This is a genomic window from Bradyrhizobium sp. BRP19 (genome assembly GCF_020194195.1).
GTDB lineage: Bacteria > Pseudomonadota > Alphaproteobacteria > Rhizobiales > Xanthobacteraceae > Bradyrhizobium > Bradyrhizobium yuanmingense.
Genome location: NZ_JADYVZ010000007.1, coordinates 1 through 23,623 on the forward strand (window position 1 = coordinate 1; position 23,623 = coordinate 23,623).

Consider the following 23,623-nt stretch of genomic DNA (forward strand, 5'->3'; position numbering starts at 1 on the left):
CCGAGTCCGTCCCGAAGACCATCGCACTGCGATTGGTGATGATGCGGCAAAGAGAGCAAGTCGCGTGCCGAAGTGAATTCGCGGGCTCTGCAGGCACTTCGTCGCGGCGTCCGGCGTCAAGTTGCTGACAATGGTCTCAATGCCGACAGCCAGCGCAGCCGGTGCAGTACGTTCGGCTACCGGGACCAAGCGCTCAAGATCGAGCTGGCCGGATTAGACGAGACCTGCGCCGACAAGGGCACGGCCGATGATCGTGATCGATGCGCCGCACTTCCACGCTGCTGTAGTCCTAGGACCGACAAGCCGCGTGATCCGAACACACCCCATCCTCAGCTACATGCTCGGCTGGGATCGGCAGCGCGTGGTCTCTGATGCCGAGCGCAAGGGATGGCGCGCTACGTGGGTCGATTGACCCGCGCGAGGCCGCCGAGGGCCATCGATTGCAAAGGTACTTTGGGAAAGCCGAGGCGGCCCGGGATCGCGGGACTGCGCACCTTCCCTTTCGGCCTTTGACTGCGCTGCGAACCAGCTAGAAATCGGCCAGAAGACGCGAGGAAAATTGGCGCGGAAATGGACGCACAAAGCCGCAGTCGAGCTGTGGCTCATCGGGCGAATGCGGCCTTAATTAGCGCAATTTGCGCCAGCAGTCGCCAAGGCGTGTTTCAGAAAGACCCATAAGACGACTTGAGTGTCTTTTGTCCGTGTTGTGTAGCACCAGTGTTCGTTCCCCTAGCGGAAGACGTGCGTACGCGCGCCCCGGGCCGGGAGGTATTTTAGCAAGCCCGACTCTCACGTGCATGTGCCAATCTGGCGCCTTCATCGTATGCCTACGGCGGCGAAGCACTAGGTCATTCTTCAAGCTCATCAAGCAAGATGCGCTTGTCGTGGAGCTCCCTGAGGTACTCGGCAATCGAACGCTGCGTCTCCTGCCATTCGATGCGTTCTTCCGCGGTCCAAAGGAAACACTCAAGTTTGAAGCGAGCTTTCTCAGCCTCTGCGAATTCATTGTAAAGCGTGATATCTCGCTCCACTTCTTCGAGCTGTTCACGAATGGTCCTTGGCATAGTCGGCCTCTGGGGCTTTGCCTCCAGCCAGTGGGCGTATTCATCTCAATTTGCGCGATTTAGCAACTACTCATTTTCTCGGTGCGGGAAGCTGACGCAAGGCGCTACTACCGCAAAACAGGCTTCGTATTTGGCTTCACGAGGGCTGAATAACGGTCCGTGTTTTGGAACGCCACCCCGATAAAGTCTCCCTGTCGCCACGTGAGGCGACAAGGAGAGGTGGTGCGAAACCCATCGAAAGAAAGCGAAAACTCCGTCGGCAGAAGCGTGAGTCCGTTAAGCTGAATGCCAGCGCCTCTACTGGATAGATCACGCACCAGGCATGGCTCGGAGGTGATGTGTCCCGGAATTGAGAGAAGAACCTCTCGCCACACCGACTGCCTTTCGAGGGACCGCCGGGACCAATTCTTCCCTTCACGTTGACGGACCTTTTCTTGCAAATCCTTTAGCTCTCGGTACTGGCGCTCCAGGCTCATATCCCTCATTCTCCGTTATTCTTGTTGGCGCTTCCCACATTATTCCGAAACCCAATAACCATCGCGATAAATTCTGTAGAGCGATCCTCAGGTTGAGGGAATTCCGGACGACTACCGTTTGTGGCCGATCGCGATTTCGCGGTTGGACCCGTAGCTTTCCGGGCCTTGAATGGCACTGCTGGCCTCAACGGTGGAGATGGCGGCAATGGTGCAAAATACCACGGTAGGCCTGTGGCCGCTCGCCGCAGAAAGGACTGTCAGTGGCTGGGGTGGAGGTGTTGTGTAAAGACGATTGTGTAAGGCAAATTGTCCTCCCGGTGTGTTCCTTCAGTATGTCAAAAGGCAGGATTGAGCGGATGGTATTGCCACAGCAAGGCCGTTAAATCTTCATAATACCCCACCATCTTGGTAGGTGCGTCGCAGTTCGCCTTCGGCGATAATGCCTCATCGCGACCGTCACTCGTAAGGGGCGGAAGCATGTGAATCTGCCCACCAAGATCGCCCCCTCGAATTAACGCCAAGAGATCACCATCCAAGCCGCTAGAATAGCTTTCGCGATAGCCATGACGGCAGTGGTAGCTGCGGGGGCGTTCTTTGCTATCCGCCTTTTGATTCGATTCTACGGATAGGGTCCCGCCGCTGCACCTCCAGCCGAACCGACCACAAATGGAGGCCGTGTCGTGATGGCGAATGAACAGGATGTTATCATTGGACGTATTGCCGAGATCGAGATCGACAAGTCGGCTGCCATCATAGTTGAGCAGATAGATGGTGAAATCTCCATTGCCATCGCGAGCGTCGTCGGCGTTCACCTCCAGGTGACGGCGGGGCAGGCACGTGAGTTATCTCGATCCTTAGCTGTGGCCGCGGAGAATGCTGAAAAATTCCGCGCGTCAGCCAAGACGTAGTGGCGCCCGCTCCACTATCACCGCGGGATTTCGGTCAGGTTGCGCCATACAGGTCGGCCCGTTGCCCTAGTGAAGCGCGGCAATCTCCTCCAGGTTCTCATCGTTGTCGGTTAAGATGATGACGCCCTCAATCCAATCCTCAATAATGCTGGTTACTGCCGTGGGCACTGGCCAAAGGGGCCGATGGTGATTTCGGGCCCTCGTTCCAATGAGCGTCGCGGTGTACCAGCCGGGGATGTCCCGATCGCTGTTGAACTAGGTCGGATCGACGTTGCCGGAATGAATGTTACGCGGCCCTCGTGACGTGGGCAACGGGGTTGATCGTCATGCGATTGTGGCGAGCTTGAAGAGCCGCACGCAGAACCGACAATTGCTTATGCGCCTTCAATCGTCGGAAGCCCTTGTTGGCCTCGATCATGCCGGCCGCGACCCGTCGCAAGGCCATACCGGCATCCCGCCAGCGTTTGACGTTGCGCGTGACGCGGCGAATGGTGCCCATCATGTTCTCGGCGATGTTGGTACAGGCGAGCGATCGACGAAGCTCCTTCGGCAACTTCAACCGGACGACGGTCAGGATTTCGTCGAGGCCTTCGAGGATGCTGGCCGCTACGCCGGGCCATTGCTGGTCGAGTCGACGCGCGGGATTGCGGATCAATTTTTCGGCCTTGTCGGTATCATCGAGCTCCCAGGCCTGGCGCAGCGCCCGACGGGTGGCCGCATGATGCTGTTTCGGCAGGCGTTCCATGATGTTGCGCGCCTTGTGGATCTGGCAGCGCTGGATCGCAGCGGCCGAACCGAAGGTGCGGAGGATCGCCTTCGACAACGCCTTCGCGCCGTCGGCGATGAACAGTCTTGGCACCGTCGGGTCGAGCCCGCGCGAGACCAGGTTGCCCAGCAGGGCCTGAACCGTTGCGGCATTCTCGGTCGCCCCTTCCACCAGCGCCAGCGGATGCTTGTTGCCTTCGCCGTCAACCCCGATCGCGGCGACCAGCACGAGATCGTCGCCGAGATGCAGCCCGTCGATTTGGACCACCAGAAGGTCGAGCGCGGACAGATCGGCAGCCATGAAGTCGGCCAGCCGCGCCGCCGACAGCGCTACGAACCTCCGCGAGGCCGCCGACTTCGAACCCCCCGATCCGGGCGGTGCCGGCACGTCACCCTCGGGCAGCCGGACAGCGCGGCCGAACCGGCGCGTCGACACATTGATCAGCATCAGGTTCATCGCCCAGCGACCGAGCCAGTCCTCCTGCGCCGCCGTTTCCCAGCTCGGGATCGTGACCTCGCGGCCGTCCACGCCCCGGACCCGCGGGCGCTCGACCTCGATCTTGCCGCCGTGGAAACCGATCCGTCCGCGCGTTCGGCCCCAACGGTGCGCCCGCCGCGCCGCATCGCGACCGTGGCGCGGCCCGCAGGCCGCCGTCACGTCCGCCTCCATCATCGTGCCGAGCGCCTCGATCCCCGCCGCAAGGCAGAACCGATCAAAGCTCGCCCGCACTTCCGCAAACGCTTCGTCCACAGCCCCAGTCGCCGGCGAACCAGCCGGTGTGATATCTCTCGTCATGGCGTTGCTCTCCTTTGTGGAATCAGCACCCCGAGCCTACCGGCTCAAGGTGAGCAACGCCGACCTCTTCAGAAATTCAACAGAACCCGGGACATCCCCGTACCAGCCGGTTCTCGGGTGGGATGCCTGTGAGACTTTCGCCAGCGCGCCGCGCCCGTGCTGCCTACGATCCGGGACTGATCGCCAAGTCACCGCCCTATCCTGGTAGTTGCGCTAGGGCATTCGTCGGGATGATGTATCCCCGTCAGCTTCTTTCGTCGCTGAGGCTGGCTGCGTAGAAGTCACTAGCGAGTGGCAGGGACAGCACTTTATTGGTCCACTTCCAAGCGTCGAGTCAAGTTGCCGCTAACGTTCCCGCTGTTTAGGTCGCGCGGCTGCCACCGTGAGTCCGGTGTGATCCTTGAGGCTATCGACTACCGTGACCGCCGCTTCGAGTTCATCTCGAAGACGCTTCGTAATCCGCAGAATGCTGCTCGCGAGCTCCTCGCGGCTGATTTCTGCACCGTGAGCAACTTTTTCTTCGAGGTCGCGTATCGCTTCGTCGATCTTGTGCAGCGAGAATGTGCTAGGCATCATCCGGCTCCGTCCTGATTGAGGGTCGGGCATCCGCCGAACCACGGTGTAAAAATGCGTCCGCTACACGGTTAAGTAAAGCGGGTGGCGTTGCGGGAAAATCTGTCCCCATCTCGCGTCTGAGCGCCTCGAATTCGGATAAGGTCGAAATCGGGCAATCCGCCACCGCGTCCATTTTTGAGCGGATAACTTCAACCCGGGATCGCCAATCGGCCAGCTGTTCTTTAGTTCGCTGTGGGCCGTACGTGTCTTCTGCCGGTGTATGGCTTGGCCTACGGACGTAGTCCGTGAATGCTTGGATTGCCACTTCGGTCCTTGGCAAGGCGTTACTCCTATGAGCGGAGCCAGCTCGAACAGTTACAGACCGAGCATTTTATACAGGCACGCGGGATGCGGCAACCCCCTCGTGCTGGTAGGTGCTCTCCAACTGTTCTCAGAATACAAATTGGTAGCATCTTGAGAATTTCAGCCTCTCGGGAGCAAAGGTGGTCAGCCTCAGTCTTCGAGGACGGGCTGGCCACCATCGCTTGCGACGCCACCTTGCAGGTCCAAACGGAATGCACACGTTGGAGCGACACGCCACCTCCCTACGCTCGCAGGCGCTTGCGGTGCTTGCAGCCAATCAGGCCCGGGCGGCCGATCAATCTTTGAGCCTGGCAGATCGACAAGTCGCGACGTTTAATGCTGAGGAGGCCCAGGCGCTGCTCAGCATCCTCGATTGCGTGAAGCTCGAACCCGGGCCTGAGGAGGCACGGAAGATCGCAGCGCGCATACGCGCGCTTCTAGAGGACCCACGGAGGAGCCAACCGATTCGAGTGGCGTGCTTGTAGGGTTGCGGATTCCGATCGATGTCGCCCAGGATTCCGAGATGATGTCACCCACCATTCCGGGATGATGTCGCCCGGGTCTCGCAAGGGCGAACCCGGGGTGACGAGACCTCTTCTGGCTCCCATAGGGTCAACCTTTCGGTTTTGCGAAGGGGGACCCTGGATGCCGACGGAGAGGCTTGCGATGCGCCGTGTGCGCGATGTGATCAGGATGAAGGCGGCTGGGCTGCCGAGCCGCGAGATTGCGCGGCGGGTGGGCGCGGCGCCCTCGACAGTGCGGCTGACCATCCGGCGGTTCGAGGCCGCAGGCCTGAGCTGGCCGTTGCCCGACGAACTCACGGACGCGGCCCTGGAGGTCCGTCTGTTCGCCAAGACCGGCAACGGCAACCGGCAGGGTCACCGCCGCATCGCCGAGCCCGACTGGGCCGCGGTGCACCGCGAGCTCAAGCGCAAGCACGTGACGCTGTCAATCCTGTGGGAGGAGTACATCGGCGCCGAGCCCGGCGGATACCGGTACTCGCGCTTCTGCGAGCTTTACCGCGCCTGGGAGGGACGCCTGTCGGTGACGATGCGCCAGGCGCACGCGGCCGGCGACAAGCTGTTCGTCGACTACGCGGGCGACGGCGTGCCGGTGGTAGTCGACCGCCTCACCGGCGAGCGGAGGACGGCGCAGATCTTCGTCGCCGTGCTCGGCGCCTCGAGCTTCACCTCCGCGCAGGCGACGTGGACGCAGGGACTCGCCGACTGGATCAGCGCCCATGTTGGCGCCTTCGCGGCGATCGGCGGCGTCCCGGCGCTCTTGGTGCCTGACAACACCAAAGTCGCAGTCATCAAGGCGAGCCTCCACGACCCGCAGATCAATCGCACCTATGCGGAGATGGCCGCGCATTACGGCACGGCCGTCTTGCCGGCGCGACCTCGCAAGCCGCGCGACAAGGCCAAGGTCGAGCAGGCCGTCCTCATTATCGAGCGCTGGCTGCTCGGCCGCCTGCGCCACCGCGTCTTCTACAGCCTCGCCGAGGTCAATGCAGCGATCGGCGAGTTGCTCACCAGGCTCAACGAGGAGCGGCCGATCCGGCGGCTCGGCGTGACGCGCCGCCGGCTGCTCGAGGAGATCGACCGGCCGGCGCTCAAGCCGTTGCCGGCGAGCCCCTACCTGCTCGCCGAGTGGCGGATCCGCCGCGTCAGCCTCGACTACCACGTCGAGGTGGAGAAGCATTATTACAGCGTTCCGCATCGCTTCGCGCGTGCCGAGGTCGAGGTGCGGTTCACCGCCCGCACCGTCGAGATCTTCCACAAGGGCGAGCGGATTGCCGCGCATCAGCGCATGAGTGGCAATCACAAGCACACCACCGTGCCGGAGCACATGGCCTCCAGCCATCGGCGCTACGCCGGCTGGACTATCGGGCGTATCCGTCAGGACGCCGCCGCGATCGGGCCGGCAACCAGCGCATTGTGCGACCTCATTCTCGACGAGCGCTCGCACCCCGAACAAGGCTTCCGCGCCTGCCTCGGCATCCTCAGGCTCGCCGCCTCCTATGGGCGCGAACGGCTGGACGCCGCGGCTGCGCGGGCGATCGACATCGGCGCGCGCACCTATGGCTCGGTCAAGTCGATCCTCGCCAACAATCTCGATCGGCGTCCCGCTCACCAGCGCTCCGCGGACGATGCGTCGATCCTGCATGCCAACATCCGCGGACCGCGCTACTACAATTAGGAGACCGTCCCTTGCTCACCCATCCGACCCTCGACCGCCTCAAACGCCCTCGGCCTCCACGGCATGGCCAAGGCCTTCGCCGACATTGAAGCCGCCGGTGAGGCTGGCAGCCTCGGTCACGCCGAATGGCTTGCTCTGCTGCTCGAACGTGAAGCCTCGCTGCGGCACGACAAAATGGCTCGCCACTCGCCTGCGCTACGCCAAGCTGCGCCAGCAGGCATGCGTCGAGGACATCGACTATCGCACCCCGCGCGGTCTCGACCGCCCGCTGTTCGCCAAGCAAGCAAAGCCGTCGCCGTCATTGGTCCCACGCCTGGGATTGTCATCAAACGGCGGGCATCTTCTTCTTTTCGGGCGCGATGGGTGATCTCGCTGTCGAGTTTCTTGATCTGCATTTCCAGCGTCAACATCGTCTTGATCAATATCTCGAGTACGAACCGTGCCGCTTCGGGCACGTCGGTTTTTGGATCCATTGCGCGCTCGACAAGCTCTGCGACATAGGCCGTGCCCTTTGCCATAATCACCCCGTATTCGGCGAGATGACCACGCAAAGCATTGATCGCCTGGGTCCGCTGCCGGATCAGCAGGTCGCGGGTCCGAAACACCACCGCGCTCGCTTGCTGCTCTTCACTCTTGACGGGAACGAAACGCATGGTCGGTCTCTGCGCCGCTTCACAGATCGCCGCTGCATCGGCCATGTCGTTCTTCTGCCGCTTCACGAAGGGCTTCATAAGCCGGTGGGATCAGCCGCACTTCATGGCCGAGCTTGCCGATCTCACGAGCCCAGTAATGCGCGCCCGAGCAGGCTTCGATCGCCACGAGGCAAGCCGGCTGCTCGGCAAAGAATGCCAGCAGCTTATTCCGGCGCAGCTGTTTGCGAAAAACGACCTTGCCGGCGGCATCGGCTCCATGGGCCTGAAAGACATACTTCGCTAAATCTAGTCCAATCGTGCTAACTTCGTTCATGGACGCTTCCTCTCTGGTGATGGTTGTTCAACACCCTTCACTTTGGCACATCGATGCCGTCGAGGGGGCGTCCACCCCATCACAGCAACCGCAGAAGAAGAAAAAAGGTTGAAGTCGCGATTCCAGATTGACCGCGCGGCTTGACCGATGCCAGAGAACCAGCCGGCCAGCACGCCTCGCCGCTGGGCGAGATCAAATCGGAAAGGTGGGCGACATCGTCTCGGAATCCACGGGCGACTTCATATCGGTACGCCTGGGCGACTTCGTCGGAATCCGCATGTAGGGTTTACTTGGAACACGACGAGTCCGTTTTTTGGCGCGTTTAGAGGAATCGAGTCACTCTTTCGGTGTCCGCACATTTTACCAAGTTAGTGGTGAGCCCGGCTGGACTTGAACCAGCAACGAGACCATTATGAGCGTACGCGTCCGGTGACGCTTTCAATTACCCACATTTAGCCGAACGGGCTGAGGGAGCGCACAAACCATTGCATCGCAGGAATCGACCGGATTCCTTGTCTGGCACCGATTCGCAGGGGGCGGTGCCAATGGACGAAGAAGCCGACGCATGGTTTGATCGCGAGCTCGCTGGCTGCAGCCTTGCCGACGAGCGCCTGAACAAGCGGCTCCGCAAACTGGTAGCGCAGATCGGGTGCGCGATGGGAGAAAGCATTCCGCTGGTGTGCCAGGACTGGGCCAATACCAAGGCTGCGTATCGTGTTTTCTCCAACGACGGGGTCAGTGAGGCGGACATTCTGGCCGGCCACTTTCAATCGACGCGGGAGCGCACGATTGGCACCGACGGTCCTGTTCTAGTGCTCCATGATACGACCGAATTCAGCTATCAGAGAGAGCTCGGACGCGATCGGGATCACCAAAAGCATAAACAGCGGCCGGGACAAGGCGGGCGGCCTGAGATCGCACACGGTTTGCGGCATCCTGATGCACTCGAGCCTGGCGGTGACGACCGAAGGGCTGCCGCTTGGACTGACGGCGGTCAAATTCTGGACCCGGAAGAAATTCAAGGGGACCGCCGCGCTTAAGAAAACGATCAATCCGACGCGCGTTCCCATCGAGAAGAAGGAGAGCATTCGGTGGCTGGACAATGTCCAGCAATCCACGGGGCTGCTGGGCGATCCAGGACGATGCGTTCACGTCGGTGATCGCGAGAGCGACATCTATGAGCTGTTCTGCGCGGCTCGAGAAGTAGGAACGCATTTGTGACTAGGACTTGCGTTGACCGTTTGGCTGGGGATGGAGATGCGATCCGCCGGACATGCGAGTCCCTTAATAGCGCCCGCGGTGCGAGTGGCTGCGATCCAAATGCCGTCCAACCAACACGAACTCTGGTGCAAATTGCTCCGGTGATTGGCTGGAGATCAGCCTGAGATTCCCCGGTGAGTGTCGCCGCCTACGTTCTGGTTGACGGAGGACTGACACATGGCTTCCAGAAGCATCGGCCTGACAGCGGATTTGCGCGGATACGCACCTGCAATCTCGCGGACCATCCAGCCATTGCGGGTGGCGCGATGAACACCCCCTATCAGCAAAATGAGGGCGGCATTGTTGCGCTCTTGCCGGATGGACGGGTCGAATTCCTTCATCCAGCGGCGCTCCCTCTACTCGAAGCCGCCCGCGCGGGCGACGCCAAGTTGCCGGACATTGACGACAACATCCTCTCGTCTCCTCTGGTCCGGCTCGAGCAATTCCATTTGACCGCGCCGGCCATTGCCTTCATCGAGCTCACCAACCTTTGCAATCTGCGCTGCAAGCATTGCTATACGTGGTCGGGTCCGAAGCGACCCAACGAAATGACGACCGAAAAGATCATCGGTCTGCTGGATCAGTTTGCGGAATCCGGCGTATTGCAGGTGTTTCTCACCGGTGGCGAGATTTTCGCCCACCCGGACGCAATCGAAATCATAAACTATGCCCGAACTAAGCCGTTCAGCACGCAAATCTTCACCAATGGTCTTCTGATCACGGAAGAAGCCCTGGCGCGCATAACCCCTGGGACCTCCTTCTTCATCAGCTTCGACACCGCGGACCCTGAGCGAACAGTTCGCGGTAAGATGGATTTTCCGAAGCTCCGAAGCGCCTTCGAATGGATGAAAACGCACGGTCACGCCTTTCGAACTGCGATCTCCGTCCATCGCAACAATGTAGCTGACGCGGAGGAGATCTTTGAATGGTGCGCGATCAACGACTATCCGCGGCCGCAATGGCTTGAAACACGCCCGGTCGGCCGGGCTCTTCTGCACCCAGGCATTCTTCTCCAGCCGGATCAGATCGACGAGGTGTTCGAGGTGTATCGTCGGTGCATGGACCGCTACTCGGCCGCGCCGGAGGCGGAGGAAGTCGGGGGCGTAGCATCGGCGGTGGCCGTCCGCAGTGTCGATACGATCAAATTCTGCCAGAGGCTCGAGCGCGCGACCGGGCAGGAGAAGTGCGGACGTTCGCTCGTCTACGTCAACAGCGTGCGATGTGTTTCCCTGCAGTAACTGCATGAGCGGCGGGCTCTACAGGGCCGGCAGCGTCGTCGATCAGCCGTTCGCCGAGATATGGGCCAATGGTTTTGACGAATTCAGGCGCATCACGTTCGACGATCACAATGGATGTCAGGAATGTCCTGTCCACAATGCCGGAATCTGGTGTCAGTTTCGGTGTCCGCCACTCGCGCAAAATGTCTCCCGGAATCAAAAGGGATGCGGCGCGACCGAATACCTTCGCCTGTTCATGCTGCGTGCGGGCGCCTTCTGGGAAGAGAGACGAAAGGCGGGTGTCCGGCTCACGATGGCGCCGTCCCGACCACATCGAGCGGAGCATACCGTCGCCTGAGATCGGCACCGGTCGCCCGCCCCGCGCCGATATGGTTTGGCGGGCTGCAATGAAAGGAGACATCGAACCATGAGCACGAAAGCCATTGGCCGACAGCTGTTGCCAGTTGACGGCATCGAGATCAGCGCGAGTCCCGGCAACGGCCTCGATCTGGCGCAAGACGGAGTATCGCTTGCAACCGTCGGCGCCGCCTCTGCCGTCGCTCAAAAGCGGCAATCGGCACGTCGCCCGCCTTACCCCAAGCAACGACGGGATCACCCTTGCGCTTGTCGGGGCCGCCTCCGCAACCAAGGCCTAAGAAGCCGATCCCGGCCGCCACCGGTGGCCGGGATTACAATCCGGAGAAAGATCATGCATGCACCGACTGCTACTCCGCTGGTGAGGTCGGCTCCGCCGCGATCGCGCATCACAAATCCAGGTGCTCTGCTGGCGCTACACCCCGAATTGCGCATAGATCAAGACATCTACAACATCAATGTCACGGCCAACTTCGGTGCGACGCTGACTGCATCAGAGACTTGGCAGCAGATCGCGACACATGATGGCGCGCAGAAGCCAGTCCATCTTTATTTCCATTTGCCCCTGTGCAGCTACGTTTGCCGGTTCTGTAACTACGTCAAGCGGCAGGCCCCGACCGGCGCGAAGCTCGATGATGCCCTCGATCATTGGACCGGCTTGCTGATTGAGGAATCGCAACGATATCTGCGGGGAGCGCCGTGGTTGTCAGCGGCTCGCGTTGAGTCGCTGTTTCTGGGGGGCGGCACCGCATCGCTGCTCAGACCCAGGCACCTGGCGCGGATCATGCGGCATGTGCAAGACAACTATTCCGTCATACCGGGATGCGAGGCGACGTTGGAAGGCAATCCGGACAACTTCCTCGCCGACGAAGTCAGTGATGCAATCGAGATCGGCTTCAACCGGTTCAGCGTCGGCCTCCAGTCGCTCGACAGCAAGGTCAACGCCTTCGCTGGTCGGGGGCACGACCGACAAATGTCGCTGAAGTCCATCGAAAAACTGTCCATGGGCGGTCGGCCCTTCAACGCCGATCTGATGTTCGGCCTCCCTTATCATACAGCCGATTCCGTACGGGATGACGTGAGCCTTCTGGTATCTATGGGCGTGCCCACCATTACGATCTACTGCCTGCGAAATGCGGATAGGCACAAAATGGGGATCGGAAATCAAGCCGCCTGGAACAACGACAAGATCCGCCAACGTCTGCACGACCAGAATCTGTTCCCGACGCTTGAAACCACCTACGCGATGCGCGAAGCGATGGTGGATGTCCTGCTCGATGCAAACTATGAACCCAGCCCCTGCGGCTGGTGGAGTGCGCCAGGATCTTATCCTGACGGCAACATCCCACAGGTGTCGCGCAACAAGTGGCAGAATTACGACACGATGATCGGATTCGGTCCCGGCTCCTATGGCTGGCTCGCGGGTATTCGGCCGGATCCTATCCAGACCCGCAACATCGCCGACATCTCCGCCCATGCGCGCCATGTGGAATCTCAGAGCACCGCACCGCTCGCGTCCGGCAGGCGCCTGACCGGCGCGGAAGCCGTCGCGACGGCGCTTGGGTTCGCCTTCAAGTCAAACCAGCCGATCTCCGTGCAGCGGTTTGCCCGGATCTATGGCGTGAATCTGTTGTCCGATGAGCCCTATGCCGGCGTGATCGAAGACCTCATGGCAAAGGGACTGCTCGAGCCGGTCAATGGGTCGTCGGAGTACCTGAAGCCGACGCTTGATGGTGAAACCCTCCACGAGGAGATCATTACGACGCATATCCACGGCCGTATCGGCGGTGTCGTCGCCGCCGTCTGCCGGCGCTAAGAGGCTGCCTACTCATGTTGCAAACGCAGAGAACGATGAACCCGGAAGCAATTCGCATTCATGAGTTCGTACCGATATCGGGATCCGAGATCGGCCGCGTCTTGATTGTACCATCCGGAAATGTCGGGCCGATGGATCAGGGCGGCTTCGAATCCGAATTGTACGAGCGGCTGGCCGGCAGGCTCGTTTCCTCCGGAATGATTACGGCTCGATTTGATGTCGAGTCCGATCGACCGCGCGGAGGTGTGTCGATACCGGCGCGCCGGGCGAACCGGACGCGGCGGTTGTCCGAGATCTTGGAACACGAGGCGATTGCGGCACGATCATCTCCGCTCATTCTACTCGGCGTGTCGCTCGGCGCACTTTCGATTGTTGACGTTCTAAGACGCCCGACCTCGCTCAATATCTGCGCGGCTGTTCTGCTTGGATGTGTGATCGAAGAACCCAGCGTTGTTATGCCGCCGGTCGAGCGAATCGACTTCCTCTACGGCGCGCGGGATCTGGTCGGATATTGTAACAGTGACGGTGAACTGAGCGAAGTCGTCGGTCCGGACACGTATGGACCTCGGTCGGCGCAGCAATTGATCGTTCGGCCGAGAACCGTCGTTACCACCCGCATCATCGAAGGGGTCGGACACATGCTCGCGCGGCCTGGTGCCCACGCGCCTGACGATGACACGTTGGATGTCATCGTCGACCTAACGAAGCAATCCGCTTTTCCGCCGTCTGCCCCGGCCGCGCAATAGGAGAGATCGACGATGACGTCTTTGGCAACCCAGCGCTTCGACAAACTGTCGACAAACTTTGCGACAAGCGAGGTCCATTCGAGCAGTCATTCCATCAGGCGATTGCATGAATTGCTCGACCTGCCGGCCGGCGCGTCGGTTGTCGACATAGCCTGCGGCGCTGGCCATCTTGCTCTGTCGTTTGCAGGTCGCGCGAAACGCATCGTGGGAGTCGATGGTGCCCCGACCATGCTGGGGGCCTTCCAGAGACTTGCGAACGAGAAGGCAATCCAGGTCGAAACTGTGCTGGCCATGAGCGATTCTGTCTCGCTGCGATCCGGCGAATTCGACGTCGCGGTTTCCCGGCTTGCACCGCATCATTTTCCGAACCTGCAAGCGTCGGTGCGGGAGATGGCGAGGCTGGTTCGGCCGGGGGGCATGTCGCAGTTATCGACCTGCATGGCTACGACGATTCCGACCTTGACGAATTCAACCATCGGCTGGAAGTTTTGCACGATCCAACGCACGTCCGAAGCCACACGCCGCTGGCCTGGCGAGATACCCTGGCGGGCGCCGATCTGGAGATCCTGACCTTCGAGACGCATCTTCGAGAGAGTCCGAAAGGTGTCAGCATACAGCGCTGGTGCGAAATTGCAGCCTCTGGCCCTGAGGCGGAACAGGCTATCCGTGCGCAGCTTGCGTCGGCCCCCGCGGCGACGTTGAACGCCTTCGGGATTGATTTCGCGGTAGATCAAGCCGAATTCCTGATTCCGGTGAGGACGTTGCTTGCGGTTGCGCGCAAGCCGGCCGTTAATCACTGAGTGGGGACGGGGGCCTTTGTTGCGAAGCGCGTGTGTCACGGTTGGTGGGTGAGGTTCAGGTGCCTGTCCTTCATATCTATTCACCTCTCGATTCGCCGCCATCGGCGCTGCTCGAGAACCTCTGCTCGGGGATCCTCGGCATTCTTCACCTGCCGCCGGGGCATTGCTGGGCGATTTGGCACGAGGTGGCGCCCCACAATTTCCATCGCGACGGCTGGCATTACGGCGCCATGGACAACGGGCCGATCGTCACGATCTACTGCAAGCGAACATACAACAACGAGGAGATCTCGCGGATGTTGCTCTTCACGCGGATACGCTTGCGAGTGGCTTGTCGTGCGATGCGGGCTGCCGTCTACGCGACCGTGCAGCGCGTTCAACCGGGAGAGACCCTGGTGCGAGGCGGGATTTGGCAGGAAGTTGAGGGGGCACCGTGACCGAGCAGGATATATGCATCCGACCCGTGGCGACCGTCAGGTCGTCGCGTAAGACACCTGAAGATGATCATTGGGGGGCGGTGGAATCATACATCGACTTAGATCAACGCCAATTCGGTGCAAACGCGCTACTGGGGCTCTCGGAGTTTTCTCACGTTGAAGTAGTTTTCCTGATGCACAAGGTGCCACCGGATTCGGTAGAGAAGGGCGCGCGGCACCCGAGGGAGCGAGCGGATTGGCCCTTGGTGGGAATCTATGCCCAGCGCGGCAAGTCGCGGCCGAACCGGCTGGGTGTCTCACGTTGCGCGTTGCTCGGGGTTTGGGCCACACACTCCATGTGCGCGGGCTGGACGCAATCGATAGCAGCCCGGTCATCGATGTGAAACCCTACATGGAAGAATTTGGCCCGCGAGGAGCGATAGCGCAACCAGCTTGGTCCAACGAGGTCATGAAGGATTACTACAAGGAATGAAGGAAGGAGTGGCGAGTAGTTAGCCCGAGGTGATCAGGGGCAGCGTGAGAACGCCCGCCTTACGGAGGTCCTGAAACGGAAGCTCTATAAAATGGAGCTTCGGGCAATCCTCACCATGATGGTGCTGCCTCGGGATGAATTATCCGACCTGGCTCGTTTTCTGAGTAGGCGGTGCTTCTTCGATCATTCTGATTGCCTGTACGGCGAGACGACCAAGAGTAGGGTGTATCGACCAGGTACGAAGGACGGGAATGTCGCCGGCGTTGCCGAAGCGCCCGAGGATTTCAAGAGACTTCGCGACAACGTCTTCGGCGCGGAAGAATTCGAAGTAGCCAGATTGCGTGGTTGGGCTCGCAAGCGCGGCCCGATAGGATCGCCGCGATTTCGTTCGGAAAGAACTCGACGAAAATGCTACGGCAGGCTCGGTTCCGGGAAGATGCTTCGCACGTTCAGAAAACATGTGGTCCCTGTGGTAAAACTCTCCAACGAACGCCGCCGCAATCACCATGCCGAACGGCTGCTCAAAGCCTAGTTCCATAGACGACGTCAAACCGCGCAGCGACGCGCTGACGCCTACAAGCTGTCCTTCGGCGGTGGCGACAGCCCCCGGCAGGCGCACAGCCCTCGCTGGACGGCGGCGTCGACGGCGGCTATCAATGCCTCGAAGCTGGCCACCGGTTTGACTCGGATCGTAATGAGGCGCGTCGCCAGTGTAAATCTTCCCGGCCAGTTAGAATCTGAAAGCCTCAGCCCGGGCCAGGTCGGCACGCCATGCCGCGTAAAACCTGGTCGCAGTTGACCCCGTAAAGTCCGAGTAGCGCGTGTTCGGATATCAAGCAGTGCAATCACTAAGATCGTGCGACGAATGCCCACTTTCAGTCGGATAAGCCCAGTGGTGCGACCAGTAAGTCATTGATTGTTCTCACCCCGGGGCTGTCTCTTAATCAGCGGCCCGGTCCGAATCAGTTATGCAGCAAGCTTAGGAATCTCCTGTTCAATCAATCGCAACAATCGGGTGTTGCGCCTCCCCGCAACCAAGGAATCTTGCGATACGAGCGAATAGTCGGAACTTCATTCTATGCAGCCATTGAGATGCCGTTTGGTTGCCCTGCTGCGTGAGGAGGACATCTGGCCTCATCGATCTTCGCGCTCCCGAGCCACTGGACGAACGAAGGATCTCGCTCTACCGCTGCGCTATGAATAGCCAACTCCGAAATTCTTTGCTGTTGGCTCCTCAGGTGATCCCTTAGCAACCGATCGCGGGTAATGTACCCAGCATTTACGCCCGGAAGTGAGTGGTTCATCAAAAGATGGATGTCGAGTTCCGAAACACCCGCTGCTTGCGCGAGCGTGCGATAGCTCTGCCGCAGATCGTTACCCCATTTGGACAGCGCATTTCGCTCTTCCTTATGCTCCACGAGATGTCCTTGCTTACTGTCAGCTGGAAATAACCACGACCTCGCTTGCTCGGAATACACGATCCGGCCCCATCGGATCGCGCGGATGATGCATCTGATCATCGGCCGGGATAGTGGAATGTCAAATGCCTTCTCCTCTCCACCTTTGGGCTTCGGGATGCGGATCATCCTCTGTCGCAAATCGATGTGTTCCAACCGGATTTTCTTCAGGGCGGTTGGACGTGATCCACTCAAGAGCGTCAGAAGGTGAAATTCGCGCCTAACCGGGTTATCCATTGCGTAAAGCTCCTTGAGCCAACCGCTGATATCTTTGGAGCCCATCCCGGTATTGCGTCGATGCTCCTTATTCCAGTCGATCGCGGAAACCGGGTTCACGGCCGGCAGATCGGTATTGCTCTTCCGCGCGTGGTTGTACACAGCCCGCAGACTGCGCATTGACCCGTTCGCAATATAGGAACCGTTCTCCTTCGTTATTTTATCGTGACGTTCAACAACGAGGTGCGGTTGTCGCCCAAGCCGAGCGAGCGGATTGTCGAGCCAATCCTTGAACAGCCGCTCCATGTGATCTCGATAGCTTTCAATGGTTCCTGAGCTTCGACCCTTACGTTTCATGTGCGCATCCCGATAGCGCTCCCAAGCTTGCCGAAGCGTTATTGAGCCTGGCTTGATCTTCGGAGCCTCACCAGGGCGTTCGCCTTTCGCGATCGATCCAAGCGCCTCCTTGGCTTTGCCACGCGCTTGACGCGTGGTCATGTCACCAAAGTCGCCGAGTTTTACCTGCGCTGTGAATTCGCGTACGCCATCACGCCAGAACTCGCCTTGGGCCATAAACGTTTTCCGGCGCTTGCCGATAAGCACGAAAAAGCCCGGCAGTTCGCTATCGCGTACCTTGTATTGCGTCTCCCCCGCGCAAAGAAGAGCGATGCTCTTGTCGGTGAGAACCTGGCGCTGATCAGCCATAAATGCCTCCACCTTTTTTTAGTCTGGGTTTAGTCTGGGGAAGTCTCTGTTGAGAATTATCCGGGGGGACCACGCTGCGGTACGCTACAGCGCTAAATATTCGTATTAATCAATAGCTTGTAGAGGAGGCGAGAGTATGGCAACGTGTCTGTGAAAACGGGTGAAAAGTCCCGAATTCAGACTACGAATCTGAGGGTCGGACGTTCGAATCGTTCCGGGCGCGCCATTCTTTGCCGAAAGGTCAGGACAGGACAGCATCTGGTCGCCAGACCGGCCCGAGACCGGATGGCCATGCCGTGTGGGGAGCTGGATGAGGATATCGCAGGCGTTCAAGTTCGAGGCGGCGCATCGGCTGCCAAACGTGCCCGAGACTCACCGGTGCAGCCGGCTGCATGGTCATTCCTATCGGGTCGAGGTCCAGCTGGATGGGCCGGTCGACCCGCACACCGGCTTCGTCGCTGATTTCTTCGATATCGAGAAAAGCTTCGCCGGCATCATGGCGGCGCTGGACCACCAGTGTCTGAACGAGGTCGACGGCCTCGCGAACCCGACCGCCGAGAATATCGCGGTCTGGATCTGGGACCGCTTGAAGCCCAGCCTGCCGCAGCTGTGGGCGGTCCGCGTTTATGAAACGACGGATTGCTGGGCCGAATATCAGGGGCGGTGACGACGGCCCGCTGACCCAGCGCCGGCCTCACCGTCGCCATATGGGAACCCGCAGGGAAACTCAGGATCAGCCGTACGAGCGGAGTGGTGCTGCTTGCGCGCCGCCGGACGGGTCTCATTGCTCACGCATATATGAGCTGTGTTGATAACCGCATGCGGGTTGGAAGGTTTAATTTCAAGCTGGCGTAGAATGTCCGCAATGCCAGTTGTGCTTGGCCCCTGTACAGGGAAACCGTTGATGGAACGCAAGCTCGCCGCGATCATGGCCGCCGACATCGTCAGCTACAGCCTGATGATGGCCGAAAACGAGGCCTCCACCTATAAAGAGCTGCGCACGGTCTTCGACAATCTGATCGAGCCCACAGTCGCGCAGCATGGTGGACGCATCTTCAAGAAGACCGGGGACGGGTTTCTGGCGATGTTTCCCAGCGTCAACGAAGCCGTTGATGCGGGCTCTGCCATCCAGCAAGGGTTCGACAACGCCCCGTTTGAGCTGCGCATAGGCATCAACCTCGGTGATGTCATCGAGGATAATGGCGATATGTACGGCGACGGCGTTAATGTCGCCACACGGCTCGAGACGATGGCCGATCCCGGTAGCATCTTTGTTAGCGGCGCTGTCGTCATGGCCGCAGACCGCAATCGCGGCGATGTGTTCGCGCGTGTGGGCCGTAGGCGCGCCAAAAACATTCCCGACCGTCTTAACGTCTACCGGGTCCGACGCGCGCAATCCTCGTGGTCTCGCTGGCGAAAAGTCCCGCGCGTTCTACGCGGTACCGCTGCGCGCTGGTCGTATGGCGTCGCCGCCGTAGCCCTTGTCCTCATCGGCACCCAAATCCAACCGCTTTCCCTGGCGGCGATGGTCAGCCGGCTCCCGGCCGCGCTATCTTTCGACCAGACCCGCGCCGACCCGCGCCCGTCAGTTGCGGTCATGCCCTTTGCGACCATGGGCGGGGACCAGTCGTACTTTGCAGACGGGCTGACCGAGGATGTGACCACGGCGCTCGCAAGGAATTCCGAGCTTCAGATCATCGCGCGCGACTCCACCTATGCCGTGCGCGGGCAAGACAGCGATATGCGCAAGCTCGGGGCAAAGCTGGGCGTTTCCTACGTGGTGGAAGGCAGCGCGCGCCGCGAGGGGGACCGGCTTCGCGTCTCGGCGCAGCTGATCGACGTGAAATCGGGCGCGCACCTTTGGTCGCGCAGCTTCGACAGGCAGGTTGCCGACGTCTTCACCGTACAAAGCGAGCTGACCACGGAAATCGTCGCCCAGCTCGCGCCGTATATCGGCCGAAGTGAAGCCATCGCTGCCGCGCAACGTCCGACCGACAACCTTCAGGCTTACGATCTTCTCCTGCGGGCCCGTCATCGATACCGGCATGGCGTCCAGGATGCGGAAGCACTTATGGAGGCACGCGGCCTCTATCAGCGCGCGCTGGAAATGGACCCGGCCTATGCCGCCGCCCGTGCGGGCTTGGCCCTCACTTACATCGCGGATGTGGCCAAGAGGTCGAGTGGTCGGGCGACAGCGCATGAGCTGGAACTAGGTCTTAGCGAAGCGCGCCAGGCTGTGCGCCTCGATCCCAATCTCTCGCTCGGCTATCAGGTGATCAGCTTCGGGCTGGCGGTGCAGGGCGATTATGCGGGCGGCTTGCAGGCCGCCAAGCGCGCCGTCGAACTGAATCCCAATGACCCGGATAGCATGATGGCATTGGCAAAAGCACAAGTCCGTTTCGGGGACTACGCGGACGCCGTTGCCAATGCCGAACGGGCACGTCGCCTCCATCCCATGGCACCGGAATATTACGCCTACGTGCACGGCCAGGCTCTTTACGCCGCTGATCGTCGCGATGAGTCGGCTACCGTGATCTCCGAATGCCTTGTAAGGGCGCCGCGCGATGCCAACTGCCTGCTCATCCAGGCTGCGCTGCAAGGGCGGCGCGGTGATATAGAAGCGGCGCAGCTGACGATGGCAAGCTTGGTAGGGGCCCAACCGACATTTTCGTTGGAGGCAGAGCGCTCTTATCGCCGGTTTGGCAACAAGCCGCTCATGGAGCAGTTCCTGAAGGACCTGACGGTGGCGAAGGCACCGGGGGCTGCGTAATAGGATTTTTGTTCAGTTTCATCTCGTCGGGCGCACCGTTTCGATAGTAAGTTCGTCCGATGCGCACGATCGATCATCTATTCTCCCGCTTCGTTTTATTCCTTGCCATCGCAGCCGCCCCGGTGCTTCCCGTGCGCGCGGCCGAAACCTGCCCGTTCATCAGCGCCCGGGAGCTCGCCCGGGCGATGCCGGCGCTGAAATGGTCGCTGATTTCGAACCAGGACGGCCGCGGCTGCATCTACCAGGCCGGGCGCGGCGACACGATGATGCTCTCCGTGTTCCGCAATCCCGACAAGGACCGCGCCAGGGAATTGTACGCGACCTTCGTCAAGACGCTTGGCGAACGCATGCCGCTGAGCGCAGTGTCCGGAATCGGCGACGAGGGCCAGGGTGGAACGAGCGCGGCGGGCGCGGAACGCCAGGAGGCCTCGGTCGTCGCCCTGTCCGGCGATTACATCCTGCAGATCAGCGTCTATCCGGTCGGCCGGCGTGCCGATGATGCGCTGCTCGCGCCGATCGCTGAGGCCGCGCGCGTTGCCGTCGGCAATGTGAGCAGGAGCAGCGAGCGGTTCGGCAATTGCGAGTGGCTCACGGCCGCGGATGCCGACGGCTTTCTCGACAACGGCACGCTGACGGTGCAGCGGACCGGGGCAGGCAGCTGCATGATGTTCGATCGTGAGGCCAACACCATGACCGTCGCGGTGATCACGACCTCGCGCGATACCGCCATCGGCATGATGAAGCGTGCAGGGCCATGCACGCACGTGGCGATCCCCGAGCTCGGCCGCGAAGCCTTCGGCGAGCATTCCTGCACCAAGGGCAACGGCAACGCCGTCCACATCCATGTCTGGAAGAACGGCCGCCAGGCTTCGATCCTGTTCGCCCCGGTCAAGCCGCATCCGCAGTCCGGCTCGGTCGAGCGCCTGAAGGCGGTTGCCGCGCGGGTGTATGGGAAACTGTGACGACGGTGGTCGGGGTCACACTTGCGTCGCGCAATTCTGGATTGCGTTTGCCGCGGGCGCAGCTATCGTCCCACACCGCACGGTCTGCTGGAAAGCCCTTGATGTCTAAGCGTCGCACATGGTCCGCAGCCAGTGACTTGATCTGTGTCGCTGCCGCGCTGCTGCTATCAGCCCTCACCGCCGATGCCCAGGAGGCACAGTGGTCTCCGTTGTGGGATGCCTTGACGAAGCGGTCCGACGCAAAGGTGGTCGATGGCGTCAATGACAAGGGCAAGGCGACGCGACGTATAGATCTCTCCTCGGGGGTGTCCTTCTTTTTGGAGCGCGATGGCGACCGGATCATGAGTACCGGGTTCGACAATAGCGGACGCGGAGCCGTGCAATGCAGTTGGGAGATTTATGTCGGGGTTCGAGCCTACACCGAAGCTTGCCAGCCGAGCGAAGATCAAGCCTTTGAAGCCGATCTGGACGATGCGATAGCTCGCATGAACGAGTTCATCGTTGAGAACAGCATCGTTCCCGTGACCAAATCGGAGCTTCAGGATGCCATTCGGCAACGTAAGCAGCACGTCGGGGACGTGGTGCGCGGGCAATCCGACGACGATCGCCGCAAGCTGTGCGAAGCCAACCCTATTCGTCCCATGAGCATTGCATTGCGGTCCGCTTCGCACGACTTGCGAGTTTCAACTTTGAACACGCTCTTGTCCGTCAAGCGACCACCGGTGAAGAATCCGTGCCTTTGAGCGTGCCGCTGCCGGCGTGATGCGGTTTCGCAAAACGATGCAAGACGACAGCAACCGCCGGGACCCTCGGAGGTCCCGGATGTCATCCGCCTAGACCGTCAGCCCGCAAGCCCGCCGGATCGCGATCTGAACCGGCGAAGGTGGCAGCGCCGGATCGAATTCGCGCTTCGGCAGCAGCGGAGGCTGTGCCATGAAGCGCGGCTCTTTCCCGCGGTGGGGTTGCGCGGCATGAACCAGGAACGGGTGGCACAGATAGGCGGTGCCTGGCTTGCCGGTCGCAAGTTCAACCTCGCGATCCCTTGTCGACGCCCAGTCGCCGGCAGCAAGTTGCCGGAGCGTTGCGCCCGCCTCGCCATGGGGCAGTAGCTCCCGCGCGATGGCCGCATGCGAGCCTTTCCGGATTCGCGTGGGCGCATCATCGTTTCCGACGTCCGAGAACAGGAAGAGCATCAGCAGCGCACGGCCGCTGCTCTTCACATTGGCACGCCATTCCATGAAGTCGGCATGGGCTGTGCCAAAGCTCATGTCCACATGCCAGCCATCGTCGCCTGGCGATTGCGATGACGGGAAGCGGATCGGAAAGGTTCCGAGGCCCCTGGGCGCAAGCCAGCGCCCTTCGCCGGCGAGCTGATCATAGGCCTTGTGCAGACGCGGCGTGTTCGCGGCTTCAATGAAGGGGGGCGTCGCTTTGGCGCCGACCCGGACAACGGGCTGGGTCCAATGTTCGGGCTCGTCCGGCGACAGGCCGATATCCGCCCACAGCTCGTCCCTGCATTGCTTGGCAAGGTCGGTGCTGAAGGCATTCTCGAGTTTGACGAAACCGTCGTCGATGAAGGTCTGGACCTGACGGGGCGTCAGGCCAACCTGTTCGGTCTTGGGCATTGCACATCTCTCCGTTCGGCTACCGCAGCGCGCGTAGCCGTTTGATCTGAGTGGCGCAGGAGCGCCGGAACGACGTTCGGCCGTTCAGATCAGCGGGAAGAATGTGGAGATGAACATCATGGCGGGAACGTATAGCGCGGCGGAGCGGGGAATCAAGACACGGACAAGCGGATGAGCGAGGCCTTCACCGCAGGCCCTGCTCGTCGATCAGGATGCGGTGGATCTCGATGCGCTCCGGCAGCTCGATCAGAAACTCCGCGTCGCGCGCGAGATGATGGACCTTGGTCGGCTCGCCCTTGGTGAAAGCCGTCATGGCTGCGATGTCCGCCCAATAGGAAATGGTGGTGAACCACGTCTCCTCGTCGCGGTCCTCGCGCAATTGCTGCACGCCGAGCGCGGTCTTTCGCAGTGGCGGGATGCCCTCGGCCTGCAGATAGGCCTGGTAGGCGTCGGCGAGGTCGCGGCGGGTACGGCCGCGCCAGACGCGGGCGATGGTCGGCTTGGTCGGCATGGCAGGATTCTCCTCGCTGCCGAACGCCGTGCGGCGCATCTCGTTCCAGCGTCGCCATGTCACGGCCGCCGGCAGCCGCGGCTGGAACCTGGCGCTTGGTCGGCACTGGCGAATCATGGGCCGGATCTTGACCGGCGCCGCGGCAGCATTTCCACATCATTG

General features: G+C 60.8%; 21 protein-coding genes, 1 tRNA gene and 3 pseudogenes. 15 read left to right on the top strand and 10 right to left on the bottom strand.

Annotated features, from left to right (window positions below):
• Nucleotides 1-848 precede the first annotated feature (848 nt).
• From I6F36_RS21530 to I6F36_RS21545, 5 genes are all read right to left on the bottom strand, one after another.
• Nucleotides 849-1,064 carry a hypothetical protein gene (locus I6F36_RS21530; protein ID WP_036046582.1) on the bottom strand — a complete coding sequence of 72 codons (216 nt, stop codon included), beginning with the start codon at nucleotides 1,062-1,064 and terminating at the stop codon, nucleotides 849-851.
• Nucleotides 1,065-1,171: 107 nt separating this feature from the next.
• Nucleotides 1,172-1,549 (bottom strand): PilZ domain-containing protein, encoded by a 378-nt coding sequence (locus I6F36_RS39990; RefSeq protein ID WP_369424078.1) that lies wholly within the window; start codon nucleotides 1,547-1,549, stop codon nucleotides 1,172-1,174.
• Nucleotides 1,550-1,875: 326 nt separating this feature from the next.
• Nucleotides 1,876-2,352: a hypothetical protein gene (locus tag I6F36_RS21535; RefSeq protein WP_225140640.1), complete on the bottom strand. Its 477-nt coding sequence runs from the start codon at nucleotides 2,350-2,352 to the stop codon at nucleotides 1,876-1,878.
• 382 nt (nucleotides 2,353-2,734) lie between these two features.
• Nucleotides 2,735-4,009 carry an IS256 family transposase gene (locus I6F36_RS21540; RefSeq protein ID WP_225140638.1) on the bottom strand — a complete coding sequence of 425 codons (1,275 nt, stop codon included), beginning with the start codon at nucleotides 4,007-4,009 and terminating at the stop codon, nucleotides 2,735-2,737.
• Nucleotides 4,010-4,354: 345 nt separating this feature from the next.
• Nucleotides 4,355-4,582: a hypothetical protein gene (locus tag I6F36_RS21545; protein ID WP_225152829.1), complete on the bottom strand. Its 228-nt coding sequence runs from the start codon at nucleotides 4,580-4,582 to the stop codon at nucleotides 4,355-4,357.
• Between the two features lie 1,011 nt (nucleotides 4,583-5,593).
• Here I6F36_RS21545 and istA point away from each other — a divergent pair.
• The gene (gene istA, locus I6F36_RS21550; protein ID WP_225140657.1) at nucleotides 5,594-7,126 is read left to right on the top strand and encodes an IS21 family transposase; all 1,533 of its coding nucleotides are present in this window, start codon (nucleotides 5,594-5,596) and stop codon (nucleotides 7,124-7,126) included.
• 11 nt (nucleotides 7,127-7,137) lie between these two features.
• Nucleotides 7,138-7,397 (top strand): annotated as a pseudogene (locus I6F36_RS21555) (ATP-binding protein); the annotation flags it as partial.
• 13 nt (nucleotides 7,398-7,410) lie between these two features.
• Here the strand turns inward: I6F36_RS21555 and I6F36_RS21560 are convergent.
• Nucleotides 7,411-8,092, bottom strand: a pseudogene (locus tag I6F36_RS21560) (IS110 family transposase); the annotation flags it as partial.
• A 545-nt stretch (nucleotides 8,093-8,637) separates the two neighbouring features.
• Between I6F36_RS21560 and I6F36_RS21565 the strand changes: the two are divergent.
• The 8 genes and pseudogenes from I6F36_RS21565 to I6F36_RS40000 all read left to right on the top strand — a co-directional run bounded on the left by I6F36_RS21565 (nucleotide 8,638) and on the right by I6F36_RS40000 (nucleotide 15,215).
• On the top strand, nucleotides 8,638-9,132 hold the full coding sequence (locus I6F36_RS21565) for a transposase DNA-binding-containing protein (RefSeq protein ID WP_225140636.1): 495 nt from the start codon (nucleotides 8,638-8,640) through the stop codon (nucleotides 9,130-9,132).
• A 354-nt stretch (nucleotides 9,133-9,486) separates the two neighbouring features.
• Nucleotides 9,487-10,590, top strand: coding sequence for a radical SAM protein (locus tag I6F36_RS21570; RefSeq protein ID WP_202948374.1), 1,104 nt, complete (start codon nucleotides 9,487-9,489; stop codon nucleotides 10,588-10,590).
• 4 nt (nucleotides 10,591-10,594) lie between these two features.
• Nucleotides 10,595-10,927 (top strand): hypothetical protein, encoded by a 333-nt coding sequence (locus I6F36_RS39995; protein ID WP_369418084.1) that lies wholly within the window; start codon nucleotides 10,595-10,597, stop codon nucleotides 10,925-10,927.
• Nucleotides 10,928-11,278: 351 nt separating this feature from the next.
• The gene (locus tag I6F36_RS21580; protein ID WP_225126669.1) at nucleotides 11,279-12,760 is read left to right on the top strand and encodes a radical SAM protein; all 1,482 of its coding nucleotides are present in this window, start codon (nucleotides 11,279-11,281) and stop codon (nucleotides 12,758-12,760) included.
• A 35-nt stretch (nucleotides 12,761-12,795) separates the two neighbouring features.
• On the top strand, nucleotides 12,796-13,506 hold the full coding sequence (locus I6F36_RS21585; RefSeq protein WP_225140635.1) for a hypothetical protein: 711 nt from the start codon (nucleotides 12,796-12,798) through the stop codon (nucleotides 13,504-13,506).
• 12 nt (nucleotides 13,507-13,518) lie between these two features.
• The gene (locus I6F36_RS21590; RefSeq protein ID WP_081493689.1) at nucleotides 13,519-14,076 is read left to right on the top strand and encodes a class I SAM-dependent methyltransferase; all 558 of its coding nucleotides are present in this window, start codon (nucleotides 13,519-13,521) and stop codon (nucleotides 14,074-14,076) included.
• A 274-nt stretch (nucleotides 14,077-14,350) separates the two neighbouring features.
• Nucleotides 14,351-14,743, top strand: a complete 393-nt coding sequence (locus tag I6F36_RS21595) for a hypothetical protein (protein ID WP_225140633.1) — start codon at nucleotides 14,351-14,353, stop codon at nucleotides 14,741-14,743.
• 80 nt (nucleotides 14,744-14,823) lie between these two features.
• Nucleotides 14,824-15,215 (top strand): annotated as a pseudogene (locus I6F36_RS40000) (TrmO family methyltransferase).
• Nucleotides 15,216-15,354: 139 nt separating this feature from the next.
• Here I6F36_RS40000 and I6F36_RS21605 read toward each other — a convergent pair.
• A complete protein-coding gene (locus I6F36_RS21605) occupies nucleotides 15,355-15,834 on the bottom strand; it encodes a hypothetical protein (RefSeq protein ID WP_225140631.1) in 480 nt (159 codons plus the stop codon).
• A 457-nt stretch (nucleotides 15,835-16,291) separates the two neighbouring features.
• Nucleotides 16,292-17,593 carry an integrase family protein gene (locus I6F36_RS21610; RefSeq protein ID WP_225140629.1) on the bottom strand — a complete coding sequence of 434 codons (1,302 nt, stop codon included), beginning with the start codon at nucleotides 17,591-17,593 and terminating at the stop codon, nucleotides 16,292-16,294.
• A gap of 144 nt (nucleotides 17,594-17,737) precedes the next feature.
• Here I6F36_RS21610 and I6F36_RS21615 point away from each other — a divergent pair.
• The 5 genes from I6F36_RS21615 to I6F36_RS21635 all read left to right on the top strand — a co-directional run bounded on the left by I6F36_RS21615 (nucleotide 17,738) and on the right by I6F36_RS21635 (nucleotide 22,068).
• Nucleotides 17,738-17,819, top strand: a tRNA-OTHER gene (locus I6F36_RS21615).
• A gap of 84 nt (nucleotides 17,820-17,903) precedes the next feature.
• The gene (gene queD / locus I6F36_RS21620) at nucleotides 17,904-18,260 is read left to right on the top strand and encodes a 6-carboxytetrahydropterin synthase QueD (protein WP_036014055.1); all 357 of its coding nucleotides are present in this window, start codon (nucleotides 17,904-17,906) and stop codon (nucleotides 18,258-18,260) included.
• A gap of 237 nt (nucleotides 18,261-18,497) precedes the next feature.
• On the top strand, nucleotides 18,498-20,363 hold the full coding sequence (locus I6F36_RS21625; protein ID WP_225140599.1) for a tetratricopeptide repeat protein: 1,866 nt from the start codon (nucleotides 18,498-18,500) through the stop codon (nucleotides 20,361-20,363).
• Nucleotides 20,364-20,422: 59 nt separating this feature from the next.
• Nucleotides 20,423-21,325 (top strand): hypothetical protein, encoded by a 903-nt coding sequence (locus I6F36_RS21630; RefSeq protein WP_225172105.1) that lies wholly within the window; start codon nucleotides 20,423-20,425, stop codon nucleotides 21,323-21,325.
• A 101-nt stretch (nucleotides 21,326-21,426) separates the two neighbouring features.
• Nucleotides 21,427-22,068, top strand: a complete 642-nt coding sequence (locus I6F36_RS21635; RefSeq protein ID WP_225147269.1) for a hypothetical protein — start codon at nucleotides 21,427-21,429, stop codon at nucleotides 22,066-22,068.
• A 90-nt stretch (nucleotides 22,069-22,158) separates the two neighbouring features.
• Here the strand turns inward: I6F36_RS21635 and I6F36_RS21640 are convergent, their stop codons facing one another.
• Together I6F36_RS21640 and I6F36_RS21645 are read right to left on the bottom strand one after the other, a co-directional pair.
• The gene (locus I6F36_RS21640; protein WP_225147270.1) at nucleotides 22,159-22,950 is read right to left on the bottom strand and encodes a phytanoyl-CoA dioxygenase family protein; all 792 of its coding nucleotides are present in this window, start codon (nucleotides 22,948-22,950) and stop codon (nucleotides 22,159-22,161) included.
• 184 nt (nucleotides 22,951-23,134) lie between these two features.
• Nucleotides 23,135-23,461, bottom strand: coding sequence for a hypothetical protein (locus I6F36_RS21645; RefSeq protein ID WP_036014049.1), 327 nt, complete (start codon nucleotides 23,459-23,461; stop codon nucleotides 23,135-23,137).
• Nucleotides 23,462-23,623: the final 162 nt, after the last annotated feature.

Coding starts and splice junctions, on each gene's coding strand:
- I6F36_RS21630 (WP_225172105.1), top strand. CDS start 20,423: ATGCGCACGATCGATCATCTATTCTCCCGCTTCGTTTTATTCCTTGCC.
- I6F36_RS39990 (WP_369424078.1), bottom strand. CDS start 1,549: ATGAGGGATATGAGCCTGGAGCGCCAGTACCGAGAGCTAAAGGATTTG.
- I6F36_RS21625 (WP_225140599.1), top strand. CDS start 18,498: ATGGAACGCAAGCTCGCCGCGATCATGGCCGCCGACATCGTCAGCTAC.
- I6F36_RS21590 (WP_081493689.1), top strand. CDS start 13,519: ATGACGTCTTTGGCAACCCAGCGCTTCGACAAACTGTCGACAAACTTT.
- I6F36_RS21585 (WP_225140635.1), top strand. CDS start 12,796: ATGAACCCGGAAGCAATTCGCATTCATGAGTTCGTACCGATATCGGGA.
- I6F36_RS21610 (WP_225140629.1), bottom strand. CDS start 17,593: ATGGCTGATCAGCGCCAGGTTCTCACCGACAAGAGCATCGCTCTTCTT.
- I6F36_RS39995 (WP_369418084.1), top strand. CDS start 10,595: ATGAGCGGCGGGCTCTACAGGGCCGGCAGCGTCGTCGATCAGCCGTTC.
- I6F36_RS21635 (WP_225147269.1), top strand. CDS start 21,427: ATGTCTAAGCGTCGCACATGGTCCGCAGCCAGTGACTTGATCTGTGTC.
- I6F36_RS21645 (WP_036014049.1), bottom strand. CDS start 23,461: ATGCCGACCAAGCCGACCATCGCCCGCGTCTGGCGCGGCCGTACCCGC.
- I6F36_RS21580 (WP_225126669.1), top strand. CDS start 11,279: ATGCATGCACCGACTGCTACTCCGCTGGTGAGGTCGGCTCCGCCGCGA.
- istA (WP_225140657.1), top strand. CDS start 5,594: ATGCGCCGTGTGCGCGATGTGATCAGGATGAAGGCGGCTGGGCTGCCG.
- I6F36_RS21640 (WP_225147270.1), bottom strand. CDS start 22,950: ATGCCCAAGACCGAACAGGTTGGCCTGACGCCCCGTCAGGTCCAGACC.
- I6F36_RS21545 (WP_225152829.1), bottom strand. CDS start 4,582: ATGCCTAGCACATTCTCGCTGCACAAGATCGACGAAGCGATACGCGAC.
- I6F36_RS21540 (WP_225140638.1), bottom strand. CDS start 4,009: ATGACGAGAGATATCACACCGGCTGGTTCGCCGGCGACTGGGGCTGTG.
- queD (WP_036014055.1), top strand. CDS start 17,904: ATGAGGATATCGCAGGCGTTCAAGTTCGAGGCGGCGCATCGGCTGCCA.
- I6F36_RS21530 (WP_036046582.1), bottom strand. CDS start 1,064: ATGCCAAGGACCATTCGTGAACAGCTCGAAGAAGTGGAGCGAGATATC.
- I6F36_RS21565 (WP_225140636.1), top strand. CDS start 8,638: ATGGACGAAGAAGCCGACGCATGGTTTGATCGCGAGCTCGCTGGCTGC.